Raw genomic sequence first — 15,835 nt, 5'->3', positions numbered from 1 at the left:
CCGATGATCCGCGGTTGTTCGGTCCACGGCTCGTCTCGCGCGCTCACCCGCTCGAAACCGGTCGGGACAGGACGAAAGAAGAGTCGGCTCGGTCGCGGGAATCGCGAGATTATTTTCGTGCGCACAGGATTGTGGCCACACCGTTGACTCCACGCGTCCCGATCGTGACACTTCCCGTTTGAGAGCGCTCTCACCCGTCGTGGAAACCCTGCGCGGTGCCGCTCGGCTCCGCTTCCCCGTGACGTGCGAGGACAACAAGTGAAGAGAAGGACAACGGCGCTCACCGGCGCTGCGGCGCTGGCCGCCGCGCTGATCGCGTTTCCCATCACCTCCGTGGTGGCGTCTCCGTCGACGTCCGACCCCGGGGTCCAGAAGCTCGACATCGCACCCGAGATGCTCGACGCGATGCGCCGCGACCTGCGGCTCACCGACGAGCAGATCGAGGGCAGGCTCGCCGTGGAGGCGGCCGCCCCCGTCGTGGAGCGGCAGGTTCGCACCGAGCTCGGGGCGGACTTCGGCGGCGCCTGGCTGCCCGAGGACGGGCGCGCGCTCGTCGTCGGCGTGACCGATCCGTCCAAGGTGGACGCGGTCCGCGAGGCCGGCGCCGAGCCGAAGCTGGTCGAGCACAGCGAGGAGCGACTCGACGACCTGAAGTCCACTCTGGACGGCGTCGCCGCCGAGGCGGGCGAGCAGATCCACGGCTGGTACGTCGATCCCGCGAGCAACAGCGTCGTCGTGGTGGCCGACCCCGCCGCTCAGGACAGCGCCCGCGAGTTCGCCGCCGCGTCCGGCGCGGCGGGCGACGAGGTGCGCGTGGTCGCCGCGCAGGGCGAGGCGCCGCGGCCGATGCACGACATCCGCGGCGGTGACGAGTACGTCATCAACCGCAACACGCTGTGCTCCGTCGGCTTCTCCGTCCAGCAGGGCGGGTTCGTCACCGCGGGGCACTGCGGCGCGGTCGGCAGCCCCACCGCCGGGTTCAACGGCGTCGCGCAGGGCACCTTCCGCGGCTCCTCGTTCCCCGGCGACGACCACGGCTGGGTGCAGACCAACTCCTCCTGGACGCCGCAGCCGTGGGTGAACAACCACTCCGGCGGCAACGTGACGGTCGCCGGTTCCCAGGAGGCCGCCGTCGGCAGCTCGGTGTGCCGCTCCGGCCGCACCACCGGCTGGCGCTGCGGCACGATCCTCGGCAAGAACGAGACCGTGCGCTACCCGCAGGGCGCCGTGTCCGGCCTGACCAGGAGCAACGCCTGCGCCGAGGGCGGTGACTCCGGCGGCTCGTGGGTCGCGGGCAACCAGGCCCAGGGCGTCACCTCGGGTGGATCGGGCAACTGCACCACCGGCGGCACCATGTACTTCCAGCCGATCGGGGAGATCCTGTCGGTCTACGGGCTGTCGCTGACCACCAGCGGTGGCGGTAGCGGTGGCGGTGGCCGGATCATCGGCTACGGCGGCCGGTGCGTGGACGTGCCCGACTCCAACGCCTCCGAGGGCGTCCAGCTCCAGATCTGGGACTGCAACGGCACCGGGGCGCAGAACTGGACCTTCGCCTCCGACGGCACGGTCCGCGCGCTCGGCATGTGCATGGACGTCGCCTGGGGCTCGCGCGACAACGGCGCGAGCATCCAGCTCGCGAGGTGCAGCGGCAGCCCGGCCCAGCAGTTCGTGCTCAGCGCGGCGGGCGACCTGGTCAACCCGCAGGCCAACAAGTGCGTCGACGTGAAGGACTGGATCAACGCCTCCGGCGCCAAGCTCCACCAGTGGGAGTGCACCGGCGGCGCCAACCAGAAGTGGCGTCGCGGCTGACGCGGGCACCCCTCGTGACGTGGCCCGTCGTGCGTGCGGTTCGTCCCGCCCGCACGGCGGGCCCGTCGGGCGGGACACGCGTGAACGTGGCGGAGCGTGTCCGGGCATTGACGCACCGCTGACACGGACGGGTGATCCACTGCCGCTATGGTGGGCCCGGTGGTGGATGAGTCACTCGTCGTCGAGCGGGTCGCGGGCATCGCCCGCGCCCTCAGCGCCAGGGCCGCCGAGTTCACCGTCGAACTGGTCAAGCTCTACGAGCAGCAGATCCCGCACCTGCTCCAGGACGACGAGCGCATGGTCAGCCTGCTGGCCTCCAGCGTGCAGCAGAACATCGAGACCGCCATGCAGGTCTTCCAGCACGACATCGACCCGGCCAGGGTGGACGCGCCCCTCGCGGCCCTGGAGTACGCGCGCCGCCTCGCCCAGCGCGGCACCCCCGTCCACGAGCTGATCCGCGCCTACCACGTGGGGCAGACGGCGGTGCTGGACAACGCGCTGACCGTCGCGATGGTCGAGGTCGGGGAGCCCGAGCTGCTCGGCGCGATGGTGCGCCGCGTCGTGACCACCACCTTCGCCGTCATCGACCGGGTCACCCAGCAGGTCGTCATCGCCTACGGCGAGGAGCGCGACCGCTGGCTGCGCAACCAGAGCGCCCTGCGCGCCGCGCGCGTCCGGCGCGTCCTGGCCTCCGACACCGACGTGGCCGAGCTGTCCGACACCGACCCGACGCCCCTGGGCTACCGGCTGCGCGGCACGCACGTCGGTCTCGTGACCTGGCACGTCGGCACCCCGGAGACGGGCAGCGCGCTCGGTGAGCTGGAGACGTTCACGACCGCGCTCGCGGCGGACGTCGACGGAGTGGACCGGCCGCTGTTCGTGCCGTGCGACGAGACCAGCGCGTGGGCGTGGCTGCCGCTGGGGGACGCGGTCACCTCCGCCGACCAGCTCGCCGAACGGGCGCGCGCCACCGCCGCCACGGGCGTGCGAGTCGCACTGGGAGAACCCGCCACCGGTGTCGCCGGGTTCCGCCGGACCCACCGGCAGGCGCTGCGCGTGCAGTCGCTGAGCATGACCGCGGGCGAGCACGCCGAGCCCGTCATGAGCTTCGGCCAGGTCGGATCGGTGGCGCTGATGGCTTCCGACCTGGACTCCGCGCGCGGCTGGGTCGCGGACACCCTCGGCGCGCTGGCCGTCGACGACGAGCACCACCGGCGGTTGCGGGAGACGCTGCTCGCGTTCCTCGCCTCCGGCGGCAGCTACACCGCGGCGGCGGCCGAGCTGCGGATGCACAAGAACTCCGTGCAGTACCGGGTGCGCAAGGCCGAGGAGGCCGTGGGACGGGCGCTGACGGCGAACCGGCTGGAGGTCGAGCTGGCGCTCACGCTGTGCCGGTGGCTGGGCACCGCCGTGCTGTCGCCCGCTTGATCCACCGTCCTTGGTCCTGTCGGACCAACGCCCGGCTCGGACTTCGGGCTCGCAGCACGAAGATTAATCCCTGAGGCGCTCCTACGCTCAGAACCGCGACGTGGCGAAGGGGGTTCTCGGTGCTGGGAACGGCTCGAACACTGGCGACCGTGCGGTACCGGCCGGGGGTCGTCGGAGAGACCAGACGGGTCAGCCACCTGATCGTGGTCGAGGAGCAGCACCACCTCCCGCACGCGGTCGTCACCCGGTGCGGACTGCGGATGCGGCAGGGCGAGGCGGAGGTACTGGACACCGTCTGCGGGATGCCCTGCGAACGCTGCCTGATCGGCTGCTGAGACACCTCAGGAGAGCGCGCGCCTCCTCAACCGGCACCGGACCGGACCCGTGATCTGGAGGGTCGCCCCGAACGCGACGGGCAGCCCGTCGCCGACGGCCGACAGTTCGCGGTGCCGCACCACGACGGCCAGCGCGAGCGCGGCCTCCAGCAGGGAGAAGTGCTGACCGATGCACGCGCGCGGCCCGCCGCCGAACGGCAGCCACGCGTACCGGGGGCGCGCGGCCTCGTTCTCCGGCAGGAAGCGGTCGGGGTCGAAGACCTCCGGGGCCTCCCAGTGCTCCGGGTGCCGGTGGGTGATCCACGGGCTGACGAACACGTCCGACCCCGCCGGGACGTGCAGGCCGTTCAGCTCGACGTCCTCGTGGCAGCGCCGGCCCGTCATCGGGATCGCCGGGTACAGGCGCATCGCCTCCTTGAGCACCCGCGCCGTGCACCGCAGCTCCGGCAGGTCCGAGGCCCGCGGCTCCCGCGCGCCCACCACGCGGTCGACCTCCTCCCGCACCCGCTCCTGCACCTCCGGGTGCGTCGCGAGCAGGTGCAGGGCGCAGGTCAGGGAGGTGGCGGTCGTCTCGTGCCCGGCCAGCAGCAGGATCAGCACCTGGTCCCTGACCTCCTCCGCCGACAGCCGGTCGCCCCGCTCGTCGCGCGCCCGCACGAGCCTGCCCAGCAGGTCGTCCTCCCCGTCCCCGGCCCGCCGCGCGGCCACGATCCGGTCGCAGAGGGCGTACAGCTCGGCCCGCGCGGCGGCGGCCCGCCGGTTCGCGGGGGTCGGCCAGTGCCGCGGGGTGCGCAACGGCGCGAAGCCGCGCCGCAGGAGGTGGGCGTTGACGACGGGGAAGCAGCGCCGCACCACGTGCTCCGCGTCGCTCGCGTCCGCGCCGAACAGGACCTGCGTGACGACGCGCAGCGTCAGACCCGTCATCTCCGGCCCGAGATCGATCTCGTCGCCCCAGCGCGCGACCGTCGAGCGCACCTCCCGCACCATCCGCTCGGCGTGGCCGTCGACCGCGCGGGGCGTGAACACGGGCTGCACCAGCCTGCGCTGGCGCACGTGATCGGCGTCCTGGCTGGTCAGCAGGCCGTTGCCGAAGCTCGCCCGCACCTCGTCGTAGAACTGGTTGTCCTTGCGGAAGTCCGCCGCCCTCCCGCTGAGCACCTGTCGCACGCCCTCGGGGGAGAACACCGCGTAGAACACGGTCCGCAGCCCCGGTGGACCCGCCCACACGCGGACCACGTCGCCGTGCGCCCTCCTGGCCGCCTCCAGCAGACCCAGCACGTCCCGGCGCATCCCCAGCAGAGATCCGACGACGGGCAACCCGTCCGGACCGGGCACCCCGTTCGGCACGCTCACCACCACCCCCCGGTCCGACCCCGCCATTGTGCTGCCCGGCGCGCTGCGCAGGCGGGTGAAGATCGGCCCCGCGAACGGACAGGAGGGCCCGGCGCACCGCGCCGAGCCCTCCTGGTCACCGTGCGAGCGTCGTCAGCCGCCGCTGATCGGGCTGACCAGGTTGTTGCCACCGCCGCCCTGGTTGCCGCCACCGCCCTGGTTGCCGCTCGTCCCCGTGGGCCCGGTCGGCCTGGTGGGCCCGGTGGGCCCGGTGGGCCCGGTCGGTCCGGTGGGGCCGGTCGGCCCGCTGGGGACGCTCGGGATCGACGACGGGGTCTCCTCCGGCTCCTCGGTCGGCACCACGACCTCGCTCGTGGTCACGACCTCCGAGGTCGTGACGACCGTCGTCGTGGTGGGCTGGCTGACCGTCGTGGGCGGGGGAGCCGCCCTGCCGATCAGCTCGGTCTCGGGCAGCGGCTCCTTCGGCGTGCCCTCCAGCGCCCCGTTCATGAACGCCTGCCAGATCTTGCCCGGCACGCCCTTGCCGTAGATCGGGCTGCCGTCCTTGTCGCGGATCTTCTCCAGGTTGTCCGTGCCGACCCACACCGCCGCCGACAGCGACGGCGTGTAGCCGACCATCCACGCCTTCGAGTTCTCCGTCGTGCTGTTGGGGTACTCGTGCGTGCCGGTCTTGCCGGCGCACTCGCGGCCGTCGTCGCACCCGATGCCCGACCTGGACGGGATCTCCTTGAGGGACTCCGTCACGTTGTTCGCGATCTTCTTGTTCTGCTCGGGGTTCGAGTCGAACGCCAGGCTCTCGTTGCTCCGGTGCTCGTAGAACGACGCTCCGTCGGGGTAGGTGACCGACTCGACGAAGTACGGGTCGCGCTTGACGCCCTCCGCGGCGAACGTCGCGAACGACGAGGCCATGTCGAACGGCCGCACCAGCGTCTTGCCACCGCCGATGGCGATGTTCGCGTCCGGGTTGCCACCCTCCTCGTTGACCAGGAGGTTCTCGCCCAGGGCCTTCTTCGGGATGCCCGCGTCGAACGCCGCCTGCGCCACCGCCTTCGTGCCGACCCGCTCCAGCGCCATCTCGTAGAACACGGTGTTGACGGACTTGAGCATCGCCTCGCGCACGGTGCACTGCTCGGAGCAGACGACACCCGCGGCGTTGTAGACCGGAGGGCGTCCTTCGAACGTCCTCGGCGAGCTGCCGTCGTAGACCTCGTTGAGGCCCTGGCCCTTCTTCAGCGCCGCCACCAGGTCGAACGGCTTGAACGTCGAGCCCGGCTCCTGCAGCACGCCGCGCCCGTAGTCGGTTCCGGCGCCGTCCTTGCCCGCCCAGTAGGCGCGCACCGCGCCCGTCCTCGGGTCCACGGCGGACAGCGACGTGCGCAGCTGCTCGGGCTGACCCTCCATGACCTTCGCCACGGCGGCCTCGGCGGAGTCCTGCGACTTCGAGTCGATCGTCGTCTTGATCGTCACGCCCGCCACGCGGAGCTGGTCCTCGGAGATGCCCTGCTCGCCCAGCTCCTCCATCACCTGCGTCCCGATGTAGGAGCGGACGCCGGACAGGCCGTTCTGGTTGCTCTCGTCGAGCGCCTTCGGCTTCGGGAACTGCTCCGCCGCCCGCTCCTGCTCGGTGAGCCAGCCGTTCTTCACGAGCTGACCCATCGCGTAGTCCCAGCGCTCCCTGGTGTAGGTGTCCTGCTCGGACTTGCTGGGGCTCTGGATCATGCCCGCGATCAGCGCGGACTCCGAGTAGGTGAGGTCCTTGAGGTCCTTGCCGTAGTACACGTCCGCCGCGGCCTTGATGCCGTAACCGCCGCGACCGAAGTAGGTGGTGTTCAGGTAGGCGGTGAGGATGTCCTTCTTGTCCTGCTGCTGGCTCATCTTGTAGGCGCGCACGATCTCGTTGAACTTGCGGCTCAGCGAGTTCTGGTCCTCGGCGGTGGCCATCTTCACGTACTGCTGGGTCAGACCGGAGCCACCGCTGTCACCGCCGGTGACCTGGATCTTCACCGCGCGCAGGATGGCCTTGGCGTCGAAGCCGGGGTTCGTCTCGAACGTCGGGTCCTCCGCGGCGAACACGGCCTTCTTCACCTGGTCGGGCAAGTCGTCGTAGGTGATCGGCGTGCGGTTCGCGCCGGGCGGCGCGATCTTGGCCATCTCGCTGCCGTCGGAGTACTGCAGGATGATCGCCTTGCTCTGCTTCGCCGCGACCTCGTCGGGGTTCGGCACGTCGAGGACCTGGTAGGCGATGGCGAACGCCAGCACCGGCGCCACGATCATCAACCCCAGGGCGATGAACCCGCCCAGGCGCACCCGCCGCCAGATCTTCTTCTTCCGCAGGGCGCGCTCGCCGGCCTCCAGCTCCTCGTCGTCGACCTCGTCGGCCTCGTCGACGTCGTCGTAGTCCTCGTCGTACTCGTCCTCGTAGAGCTCGTCGGGAGTCTCGTCGGGTTCGAGGTGGGTCAGCAGGTCGGGCTCGCGCTCACCCGACGGGGGCGGGCCCACCGGGGGCAGCAGGTCGGTCCGCTCGTCCACGGGACGGCGTGCGGGAGCACCGGGGCGCTGCGGGCCACCGCGACCGGGCGGCACGGGAGGACCGCCGGGACGAGCGCCCGGCGGAGGGCCGCCCGCGCCGGGGGGCACGGCGCCGCGCCCACCGGGCGGCGGGACCGGCGGACGTCCACCGGTCCCGGCGGGCACACCGGGACGCCGCGGCGGCTGCTGCCCCCGCGGCGGCTGGCCACCCGGCTGCTGTGCACCCGGCTGCTGGGCACCCGGCTGCTGGGCACCCGGCTGCTGGGCACCCGGCTGCTGGGGTCCGCGCGGGCTCCCCGGCGCTCCGGGCGTGCGGGGAGCCTGGCTCTGGGGCGGTGGACCCTGCGGCGGCAGACCTCGCGGCGGCTGGCCGGGAGCACCGGACGGGCCGCCCGGCCGGCGCGCGGGGGCGCCGGCGTCGGGGTCGTCGCCGGTGGGCCACTGCGGCTCCTGGCCGCGTTGCCTGTCGTCGTGCTCGTCGTTCACGGAAGAGGTCCTCCCAGACCGGTGCGCTGCAACACGCCGTTGCGGCGGTCGTGGCAGATGTCGCGGGCGCGGTGCTTCGCCGAAGCGAGCACCACGTGCTGAAAGACGTTCGTGTGCACCTCGTGGTTGCGTGCCAATTTCACCGGAAGTGCTCAGCGGAGGCGCAGGGGGGTACCTCCATGCGGCCGATCGGATGATCTGACCTGCTCGTACGGAGGGGGTGGTGACCGCGCGTGCCGCTCATGAGAGACAAGCCTGGCACACCGTGCCGACCTCGGCGGAGGGTGTCGTGATGCGCACCACGTGCCGGGTCACGTCTAGGATGCCCCGCGTGATCGAGTCCGCCGTCGGATCGGCGTCACTGGCCGAGCGCAAGCGACAGCTGGTCCGAGACGACCTCACCGACGCCGCTCTGACCCTGTTGGCGACCCGCGGCTTCGAGGAGACGACCGTCGAGGAGATCGTCGCCGTCGCCGGTGTGTCCAGGCGCACCTTCTTCCGCTACTTCCGGTCGAAGGAGGACGTGGTCGTGGAGCACCGGGGTGACTGGGGAGCGGTGCTGCGCGCCGAACTGGCGGTGCGCCCTGCCGGGGAGACGCCGGCGCAGGCCGTGCGCGGCACCCTGGTGCGCTTCGGCGGCCACCACGACGCCGGGGACGCGAGAGCGCTGGCGCTGTCGACGCTGACCGTCACCACTCCGGCGCTGTTCGCCCGCTACCTGGAGCGTCAGGCGCACTGGCGGGCGCAGCTGACCGAGGAGCTGGCCGCCCGCGCCGGTGCCGCTCCCGCGACCGACCTGCGGTCCGCGCTCACCGTGGCGGTGGGGTTCGCGGCGTTCGACACCGCGCTGTCGGCCTGGGTGGCGGACGGGGGTGCGCGCACGCTGCGCGGCCGGGTCGAGGAGGCGTTCGACCTGGTGAAGACCACCTGCTGAGCACCTCTCCCGGCCGGGCCACTGCTGCACGCCCGACCACTACAGCCACGACGACTTCAGTGCTGATCGAAACTGATGCCGGGTCCAGGCCGGCCGGAGCGGTGCGGAACCGGGTCCGCCGACGACCGGAACCGGATGGCGACCGCTGACCCCACCCCGACGCGCTGCGCACCAGCACCGCGCGGTCAGCGCCACGACGCGCTCGCGAAGGCGGCCGGGACGGCGCTGGCGGCCACGCTGGTGCACGACCCGGTGTCGCACGCCCACGGGCGTCCGCGCTGATCGCGGGCCCCGTTCGGCCGCGTCCGAGTGGAACTTCTCCGCCCGCGCGTCCCCAGTTCTACACCGGCGGGTACACCATGGAGGCGACCTGATCTGATTGCAGCACTCCGGTGCGGCCGCCCGCCCACCGACCGAGCACGGCGAGGAGTCGATCATGGCCACTGCGCCCGACCCCGATCGGTCCCCCGTCCGGCACCGGGCCACGACGGTCGAGCGGCTCGTGCCCGACAGCGCGATGACGGCCACCCTGCTCGATCGGGTCGAGGAGTTCCTGCGGATGCTCGCCGGGGCCGAGCGCTGCCTGGGCGCCGACCGCTCGCTGCCGCCGCCGATCGCGCACGGCGCGACGCTGGAGGCGTTGCACCGGGTGCGCACGGCGATCTGGCCGCAGCTGCACGTGATCGCCGGCACCGACGGGCCGCGCATGGTGACCCCGCACGGCGTGCGGCTGCACAGCCCGCTGCGCGTGGTGCGCCTGCGCTCCGACGACCTCGACGTGCTCGACGCCGCCGTGCAGGTGTGCAGCCTGGCGCTGATCACCGGGCCCGCCGTCGGCTCGCAGCACGCGGAGGACCTGGCGGTGGTGCTCGACGAGGTGGGCCGCCGGTCCGGTTACCGGCCGCCGGCCGCCACCAGGGTCATCGCGCCCCTGTCGCGGTTGTGCGTCGTGCTGACCCTCGCCGACGACGACGACACCCGGTCGCTGCGCACGGCGATCTCCCTGGCGCCGAGCCCCGCCGACGACGTGGAGCTCACCCTCGCCCAGGAGATCGCCTACCAGCGCTTCTTCGGCCGGCTCATCGCCCAGCTCGCGGACGACGACAACCCGCTGAGCAGCCGAGCCTGACCGCTCAGGCGCCGTCGGTGCGCTTCGACTCCTGGAAGGCGTCCTCGTTCATGCCGCGCCGCCAGTAGCCCGAGATCGACACCTGCTCCTTGCTCAGGCCGCGCTCCTCGAACAGGTGACGGCGCAGCTGCTTCACCGCGCCCGTCTCGCCGTGCACGAACACGTGCGGTGTCCCGGCCGGGAACTCCAGGGCGCGCACCGCGTCCACGAACGACCCGCCCTCGCTGCGGTGCACCCACCGCACGTCCACCAGGCCGGGTCCCTCCAGCTTCTGCTCCTCGGCCGGGTCCTCCACCTCGACGATCGCGATGGCCCGCGCTCCGCCGGGCAGGTGCTCCACCGCCGCGCCGATCGCGGGCAGCGCGGCCTCGTCACCGGCCAGCAGGTGCCAGTCGGCGGCCGGATCGGGCGCGTAGGCGCCACCGGGCCCGAGGAAGGAGAACTCCTCGCCCGGTCGCACGCTCGCCGCCCACGGCCCGGCCAGGCCGGTGTCGCCGTGGTGCACGAAGTCGATCGCCAGCTCTCCCGCGGCGCGGTCGACGTGGCGGACCGTGTAGGTGCGGGTGACCGGCCACTGCTCGCGCGGGTACGTCTCGCGCACGGCGGCCACGTCCAACGGCTGCGGGTAGCTCACGCCCGCGGGCGGGAACAGCAGCTTGACGTAGGCGTCGGTGAAGTCGTTGCCGGTGAAGGACTCCAGGCCAGGCCCGCCGGCCACCACCCTGATCATGTGCGGCGTGATGCGCTCGGTGCGCAGCACCCGCAGCGTGGTCGTCCCGCGGCCGCGCCGGGGCGGGGCCGTCCGCTCTGCTCGTTCTGGCATTGCCTTAGGCTACCCTAAGTAGCGTCGCGGGCCGAGGACGTCCACGACGGCACCGGGGTGAACCGGAGCAGCGCCGGCGGGGTTCTGCGGACCGGTCATCGCGCCCGCCACGCCACCGGAGGGGTTCGCCGCCGCCGTCGGGACCACGATCGCGCTCCGGCACGACGAGGGGCCGCGAGCTGGTGCTCGCGGCCCCTCGTCGTGCGCGTGCGCGGGCTACGCCACGCGGCGGATGGTGTTGACCGAACCGATCGAGTCGATGTCGGCGATCTTCACCGGCACGCCCTCGGTCGCGGCGTGCACGGCCCGCGTCCCGTCGATCGCCATCGCGACGTGGCTCTGCTCGGCGTAGTAGATGATCAGGTCGCCGGCCTGCACCGAGCCGCGCGAGACCGACGTGCCCACCACGGCCTGGCTGTAGGTCGTGCGCGGGATCGAGACGCCGGCCTGGCGGTAGGCCGCCTGCATCAGGCTGGAGCAGTCCCAGGAGTCGGGGCCGTTGGACCCGAACACGTAGGGCTCGCCGCGCTGTGCCAGGGCGAACTCCAGCGCGATCGCCGCCGCGTTCGACGCGTTCGCCGGAGGGGTGACCTCGGAGGTGTCGCCCGCCTGGCTCAGCGTCTGCCTGGCGCTGGCCGACAGCGAGTCGTACTGCGCGCGGGCCTCGGCGACCTGCGCGTCGGCGTCGGCCTTGCGCCGGCCGATCTCGTCGACGAGGTCGGCGGCGGCGTCGGACGCCTCCGTCGCCCTGCCCTGCGCGTCCTGCGCGCCCGCCCTGGCCCGGTCGGCCTTCGCGGTGGCCTCGGAGAGCTTGCCCAGCGCCTCGTCGTTGTCCGCGGCGAGCACCCCCAGCGCGGACATCCGGTTGAGGAAGTCCTGCTGCGACTCGCTCACCAGCAGTGCGGAGAGCTGGTTGAACCTGGCGCCCTCGAAGGAGGCCTCGGTGAGCAGGTCGACCTGTCCGCGGAACTGCTCCTCCTGGGCCGCGGCCTCCTCCTGGAGGCGTTGCGCGGCACCGAGGTCGTTGTTCGCACCGTCCAGATCCGACCGTCTGGCCCTGAGGTCCTCCTCGGCCTTGAGGTACTCCTGGCTGAGCTTCTCGGCCTCCTGGGTGAGCTGCTGGTACTTGCTCAGCGCCTCGGACTCGGGGTCCGCCGCGGCACTGCCGGACGTGAGTCCGACCGAGGCCACGACGGCCGCCGCGGCGAGCGCCGCGCTGACGGTGCGTGTGGCTGGATGCGACAACACGTCGCGCAGCCCTCCTTCACGTCAAAGTGCAATCCCCCGAAGGGGTGTTCCTCGGATGAGGTCTCGGACAGGTTACGGAACGGTCTCCGTTCCGTCCACCACCACGTTCACCGAGGCATACGCAGGGGAAGTCGGGACAGTTCACTCGACCGACGGGTGAACTGATGTCACCCGTTCGTGGAGCCTGTTGCCCGGGCTGCGAGGGCGTCCGGCCGGTGAGCCGCTGACGACCGCGACCCGTCCGTGGCACCGCGAACCCCGGTCCGGTGCGCACGAACTCCTCCCGCAGGGCGCGGGCGTGATCGGAGCGCGGGAGTGCCCGGCGGGGTTCGACGAGCTCCGCGACCGGACGGGAAGCCGGACGTCCGGGAAAACAATTCGGAAACACGCCGTTGACGTGGCGGGCGACCGGTCGTAGCTTTTCGCGTCGAAGCGCTTCGACAGTTCGACGCACGAGGTTCGTCTCCCGCTCCACCGGTGGTGGGGTGCTGTGCCCTCTCGACGCTGTGCCTTCTCGACGCTGGCCCTCTCCACGCTGTGCCTTCTCCACGCAGGTCCCCGACCGACGCCGCCGCGAGCGGCGCGCTCCTCCGCGCGCTCCGCTTCCCGCCCGGCGTGACCCCGACGCACCGGAGGTACCCGATGATCACGCGAGGAACAGCCGCTCTGGCGGCCGCCCTGGCCGCCGCGGTGGTGGCGCTGACCGGCTGCGGGGATTCGGGGTCGAGCGACCCCGGTGTGCTGAGGCTGTGGCACTACGAGGGCCCCGACAGCGCGATGGGGGTGGCCTGGGCGCAGGCGATCGAGGAGTTCGAGGCGTCGCACCCCGGTGTGAAGGTCGAGTTCGAGGAGAAGGGCTTCGAGCAGATCCGCAAGACCGCGCCCATGGTCCTCAACTCCTCCGACGCGCCGGACCTGATGGAGTACAACAAGGGCAACGCCACGACCGGCCTGCTGTCCAAGCAGGGCCTGCTGGCCGACCTGAGCGAACAGGCCGCCTCCCGCGGCTGGGACGACCTGCTCTCGCCGGGGCTGCAGACCACGGCCAGGTACGACGAGAACGGCGTGATGGGCTCGGGCAAGTGGTACGGCGTCCCGAACTACGCCGAGTACGTGACGGTCTACTACAACGAGGACGCCTTCGCCGCGCAGGGCGTCGCCGTGCCCACGACGTTCGAGGAGTTCACCGCCGCGCTGGAGAAGTTCCGCGCCGCGGGCACGACCCCGATCGCGATGAGCGGAGCGGAGTACCCGGCGTCCCAGCTGCTCTACCAGCTGGCGCTGAGCAAGGCCGACCGCGACTGGGTCGACCGGTTCCAGCGCTACACCGGTGACGTCGACTTCCACGACGAGGCGTGGGTGTACGGCGCCGAGACGTTCAAGTCCTGGGTGGACGCCGGCTACATCAGCAAGGACACCGCCGGGCAGAAGGCCGAGGACATGGGTGTCTCCTTCATCAACGGCCAGCACCCGATCATGATCTCCGGCACCTGGTGGCAGGGCAGGCTCGCCGCCGAGGTCGAGAAGTTCCAGTGGGGATCGTTCCTGCTGCCCGGCAGCCCCATGACGCTCGGCGCCAGCGGCAACCTCTGGGTCGTCCCGCAGGGCTCGAAGAACAAGGAGCTCGCCTACGACTTCATCGACATCACCATGCGCAAGGGCGTGCAGAACGCGCTGGGCAGGGCGGGCGGCCTGCCCGTCGCCGCCGACGAGGGCCAGAGCGGCACGCCGGACGACCAGCAGGTCGTCGAGAACTTCGCGAAGATCAGCCAGGTCGACGGGCTGGCCTACTACCCGGACTGGCCCGCGCCCGGCTACTACGACGTGCTGGTCTCCGCGACGCAGAAGCTGATCGCGGGCAGCGCCTCGCCGCACGAGGTGCTCGCCGAGATCGAGGCGCCCTACCGGGAGAACCTCCCGAACGTGGGCAAGTGATCCGACGGTGACGACGACCTCCGCCGGACCGGCGCCCACGATCGCGTCCCCCGCTCCGCCGCGTCGCAGGCGGAGCGGGGGAGGAGCCCCCTACCTCGTCTTCCTCGTCCCCGGCGCGCTGCTGCTGCTCGTGGTGATCCTGCTGCCGCTGGTGATGAACGTCGGCATCAGCTTCACCACGTGGACCGGCGTGGGCACCCCGGAGTGGACCGGGTTCGACAACTACGAGCGGTTGTTCTCCGACGGCGCCTTCTGGGCGTCCTTCCGGCACAACGTCGGCCTGATCGTCGCGATGGCGATCCTGCCGACTCTGGCCGGTCTCGTCGTCGCCGCCGCGCTGTTCGACGTCGTCGGCACCCGGTTCGGGCCGCGCGCGGCCGCCGTCCTGCGGGCGTGCGTGTACCTGCCGCAGATCGTGCCGGTGGCGGTCGCCGGGATCATCTGGAGCTGGATGCTCGCGCCGCGCGACGGCGCGCTGAACCGGCTGCTGGAGGCCACCGGCCTCGCCTCGCTGGCGCAGGACTGGCTGGGAGATCCCGACCTCGCGCTCTACAGCGTCATGGGCGTGCTGGTGTGGTTCCAGCTCGGCTACCCCGTGGTGATCTTCGTGGCCGGTCTCCAGCGGGTCGACCCCGCGCTGTACGAGGCGGCGGAGCTGGACGGCGCGTCGTGGTGGCGCAGGTTCTGGCACATCACCGTGCCGCAGATCCGGCCGGAGATCTTCGTGGTCGTGCTGACCTGCACGATCGCCGCGCTGAAGGTGTTCGGCCCGATCTACGTGCTCACCCGCGGCGGGCCCGGCGGCGCCACCAGCGTGCCGTCCTACCTGTCCTACCAGAGCTTCTTCGAGAAGACGCAGGTCGGCTACGGCGCAGCCATCGCGACCGTGCTGACCGTGCTGATCCTGCTGCTGACCGCGGGGTTCCTGCGGTTGCAGAACCGTGCCGAGGGAGGTGAGCGGTCGTGACGACGACGTCGGTGCGCCGCGGCAGGGGCGTGTCCTCGTGGGCCGTGCTGGCCTCGCTGGTGCTGCTCGCGGTGGTGATGCTGCTGCCGCTGGCCGTGGTCGTGTTCAACGCGTTCAAGACCCCGGCGGAGTACTCGGCGAACGGGCCGCTCGCGCTGCCGCAGGGGCTGAACCTCGACGGCATCACGGAGTTCTGGGAGCGGGTCGACTTCGGGCAGAAGCTGTGGAACAGCGTCCTGATCAGCGGATCGGTCGCCGTGCTCGCGGTCGTCGTGTCGGTGCTCAACGCCTACGCGCTGGGCATCGGCCGCATCCGCGGGCGACTGTGGGTGCTGGTGCTGTTCCTCGTCGCCAACACCCTGCCGCAGGAGGCGCTGGTCTACCCGATCTACTACCTGTGGAAGCAGCTCGGTCTCTACGACACCCGCTTCGGCGTGATCGTGGTGTTCACGATCATCCAGGCCGCGTTCGGCACGTACCTGCTGTCGTCGGTGTTCAGCACGTTCCCCCGCGAGCTGCTCGACGCGGCCCGCATCGACGGGGCGTCGAAGTGGCAGGTGCTGGTGCGGGTCGTGGTGCCGATCAGCGCCCCCACCCTCGCCGTGCTCGTCGTGTTCTTCTTCATCTGGACGTGGAACGAGTTCTTCCTGCCGCTGGTGCTGCTCATCTCCAACGACACCCAGACCGTCCCGGTCGCGCTGGGCGTGCTCCAGGGACAGCGGCTGATGGACGCCACGACCACCAGCGCCTCGGCGCTGCTCGGCATCGTGCCCGCCGTCGCGTTCTTCCTGATCTTCCAGCGCACGCTGACCCGCGGCATCACCGCGGGCGCCGTGAAGTAGCACCTCCCACCTGCGGA

General features: G+C 71.8%; 14 protein-coding genes. 10 read left to right on the top strand and 4 right to left on the bottom strand.

What is annotated here, in order from left to right; translation table 11 throughout:
* The first annotated feature begins 258 nt into the window (after positions 1-258).
* From IMZ35_RS06490 to IMZ35_RS06480, 3 genes are all read left to right on the top strand, one after another.
* The gene (locus tag IMZ35_RS06490; RefSeq protein WP_307867810.1) at positions 259-1,809 is read left to right on the top strand and encodes a ricin-type beta-trefoil lectin domain protein; all 1,551 of its coding nucleotides are present in this window, start codon (positions 259-261) and stop codon (positions 1,807-1,809) included.
* A 159-nt stretch (positions 1,810-1,968) separates the two neighbouring features.
* A complete protein-coding gene (locus IMZ35_RS06485) occupies positions 1,969-3,237 on the top strand; it encodes a PucR family transcriptional regulator (RefSeq protein ID WP_199439995.1) in 1,269 nt (422 codons plus the stop codon).
* Between the two features lie 149 nt (positions 3,238-3,386).
* Entirely contained in the window at positions 3,387-3,572 is a 186-nt protein-coding gene (locus tag IMZ35_RS06480) for a hypothetical protein (RefSeq protein WP_307867809.1), read from the top strand.
* A 6-nt stretch (positions 3,573-3,578) separates the two neighbouring features.
* Here the strand turns inward: IMZ35_RS06480 and IMZ35_RS06475 are convergent, their stop codons facing one another.
* Together IMZ35_RS06475 and IMZ35_RS06470 are read right to left on the bottom strand one after the other, a co-directional pair.
* Complete coding sequence (locus IMZ35_RS06475) at positions 3,579-4,919, bottom strand: cytochrome P450 (RefSeq protein WP_307867808.1); 1,341 nt, start codon at positions 4,917-4,919, stop codon at positions 3,579-3,581.
* Positions 4,920-5,057: 138 nt separating this feature from the next.
* Complete coding sequence (locus IMZ35_RS06470) at positions 5,058-7,424, bottom strand: transglycosylase domain-containing protein (RefSeq protein ID WP_199439993.1); 2,367 nt, start codon at positions 7,422-7,424, stop codon at positions 5,058-5,060.
* Here IMZ35_RS06470 and IMZ35_RS06465 point away from each other — a divergent pair.
* The 4 genes from IMZ35_RS06465 to IMZ35_RS06450 all read left to right on the top strand — a co-directional run bounded on the left by IMZ35_RS06465 (position 7,377) and on the right by IMZ35_RS06450 (position 10,003).
* Complete coding sequence (locus IMZ35_RS06465) at positions 7,377-8,042, top strand: hypothetical protein (protein ID WP_199439992.1); 666 nt, start codon at positions 7,377-7,379, stop codon at positions 8,040-8,042. The genes IMZ35_RS06470 and IMZ35_RS06465 overlap by 48 nt on opposite strands.
* 229 nt (positions 8,043-8,271) lie before the next feature.
* Positions 8,272-8,874, top strand: coding sequence for a TetR family transcriptional regulator (locus IMZ35_RS06460; protein WP_199439991.1), 603 nt, complete (start codon positions 8,272-8,274; stop codon positions 8,872-8,874).
* 135 nt (positions 8,875-9,009) lie between these two features.
* Positions 9,010-9,156, top strand: a complete 147-nt coding sequence (locus IMZ35_RS06455; RefSeq protein WP_199439990.1) for a hypothetical protein — start codon at positions 9,010-9,012, stop codon at positions 9,154-9,156.
* Positions 9,157-9,310: 154 nt separating this feature from the next.
* Positions 9,311-10,003 (top strand): hypothetical protein, encoded by a 693-nt coding sequence (locus IMZ35_RS06450; RefSeq protein ID WP_199439989.1) that lies wholly within the window; start codon positions 9,311-9,313, stop codon positions 10,001-10,003.
* Between the two features lie 4 nt (positions 10,004-10,007).
* On the opposite strand, the gene IMZ35_RS06445 is transcribed toward IMZ35_RS06450, so the two are convergent.
* Entirely contained in the window at positions 10,008-10,826 is an 819-nt protein-coding gene (locus IMZ35_RS06445; RefSeq protein WP_199439988.1) for a siderophore-interacting protein, read from the bottom strand.
* A gap of 216 nt (positions 10,827-11,042) precedes the next feature.
* A complete protein-coding gene (locus IMZ35_RS06440) occupies positions 11,043-12,074 on the bottom strand; it encodes a C40 family peptidase (RefSeq protein WP_199439987.1) in 1,032 nt (343 codons plus the stop codon).
* Positions 12,075-12,716: 642 nt separating this feature from the next.
* On the opposite strand from IMZ35_RS06440, the gene IMZ35_RS06435 reads away from it, so the two are divergent.
* The 3 genes from IMZ35_RS06435 to IMZ35_RS06425 are packed head-to-tail and all read left to right on the top strand — an operon-like array spanning position 12,717 to position 15,818.
* Entirely contained in the window at positions 12,717-14,009 is a 1,293-nt protein-coding gene (locus IMZ35_RS06435; protein ID WP_199439986.1) for an ABC transporter substrate-binding protein, read from the top strand.
* 7 nt (positions 14,010-14,016) lie between these two features.
* The gene (locus IMZ35_RS06430; RefSeq protein WP_307867807.1) at positions 14,017-14,976 is read left to right on the top strand and encodes a carbohydrate ABC transporter permease; all 960 of its coding nucleotides are present in this window, start codon (positions 14,017-14,019) and stop codon (positions 14,974-14,976) included.
* A complete protein-coding gene (locus IMZ35_RS06425; protein WP_307867806.1) occupies positions 14,973-15,818 on the top strand; it encodes a carbohydrate ABC transporter permease in 846 nt (281 codons plus the stop codon). The genes IMZ35_RS06430 and IMZ35_RS06425 overlap by 4 nt, the downstream gene beginning before the upstream one ends.
* The last annotated feature ends 17 nt before the right edge of the window (positions 15,819-15,835 follow it).

Origin of the sequence: Umezawaea beigongshangensis, from assembly GCF_016464305.1 — a bacterium.
Lineage (GTDB): Bacteria > Actinomycetota > Actinomycetes > Mycobacteriales > Pseudonocardiaceae > Umezawaea_A > Umezawaea_A beigongshangensis.
The sequence above is the reverse complement of the archived record's forward strand: the minus strand, read 5'-3'. Positions and strand labels throughout refer to the sequence as shown.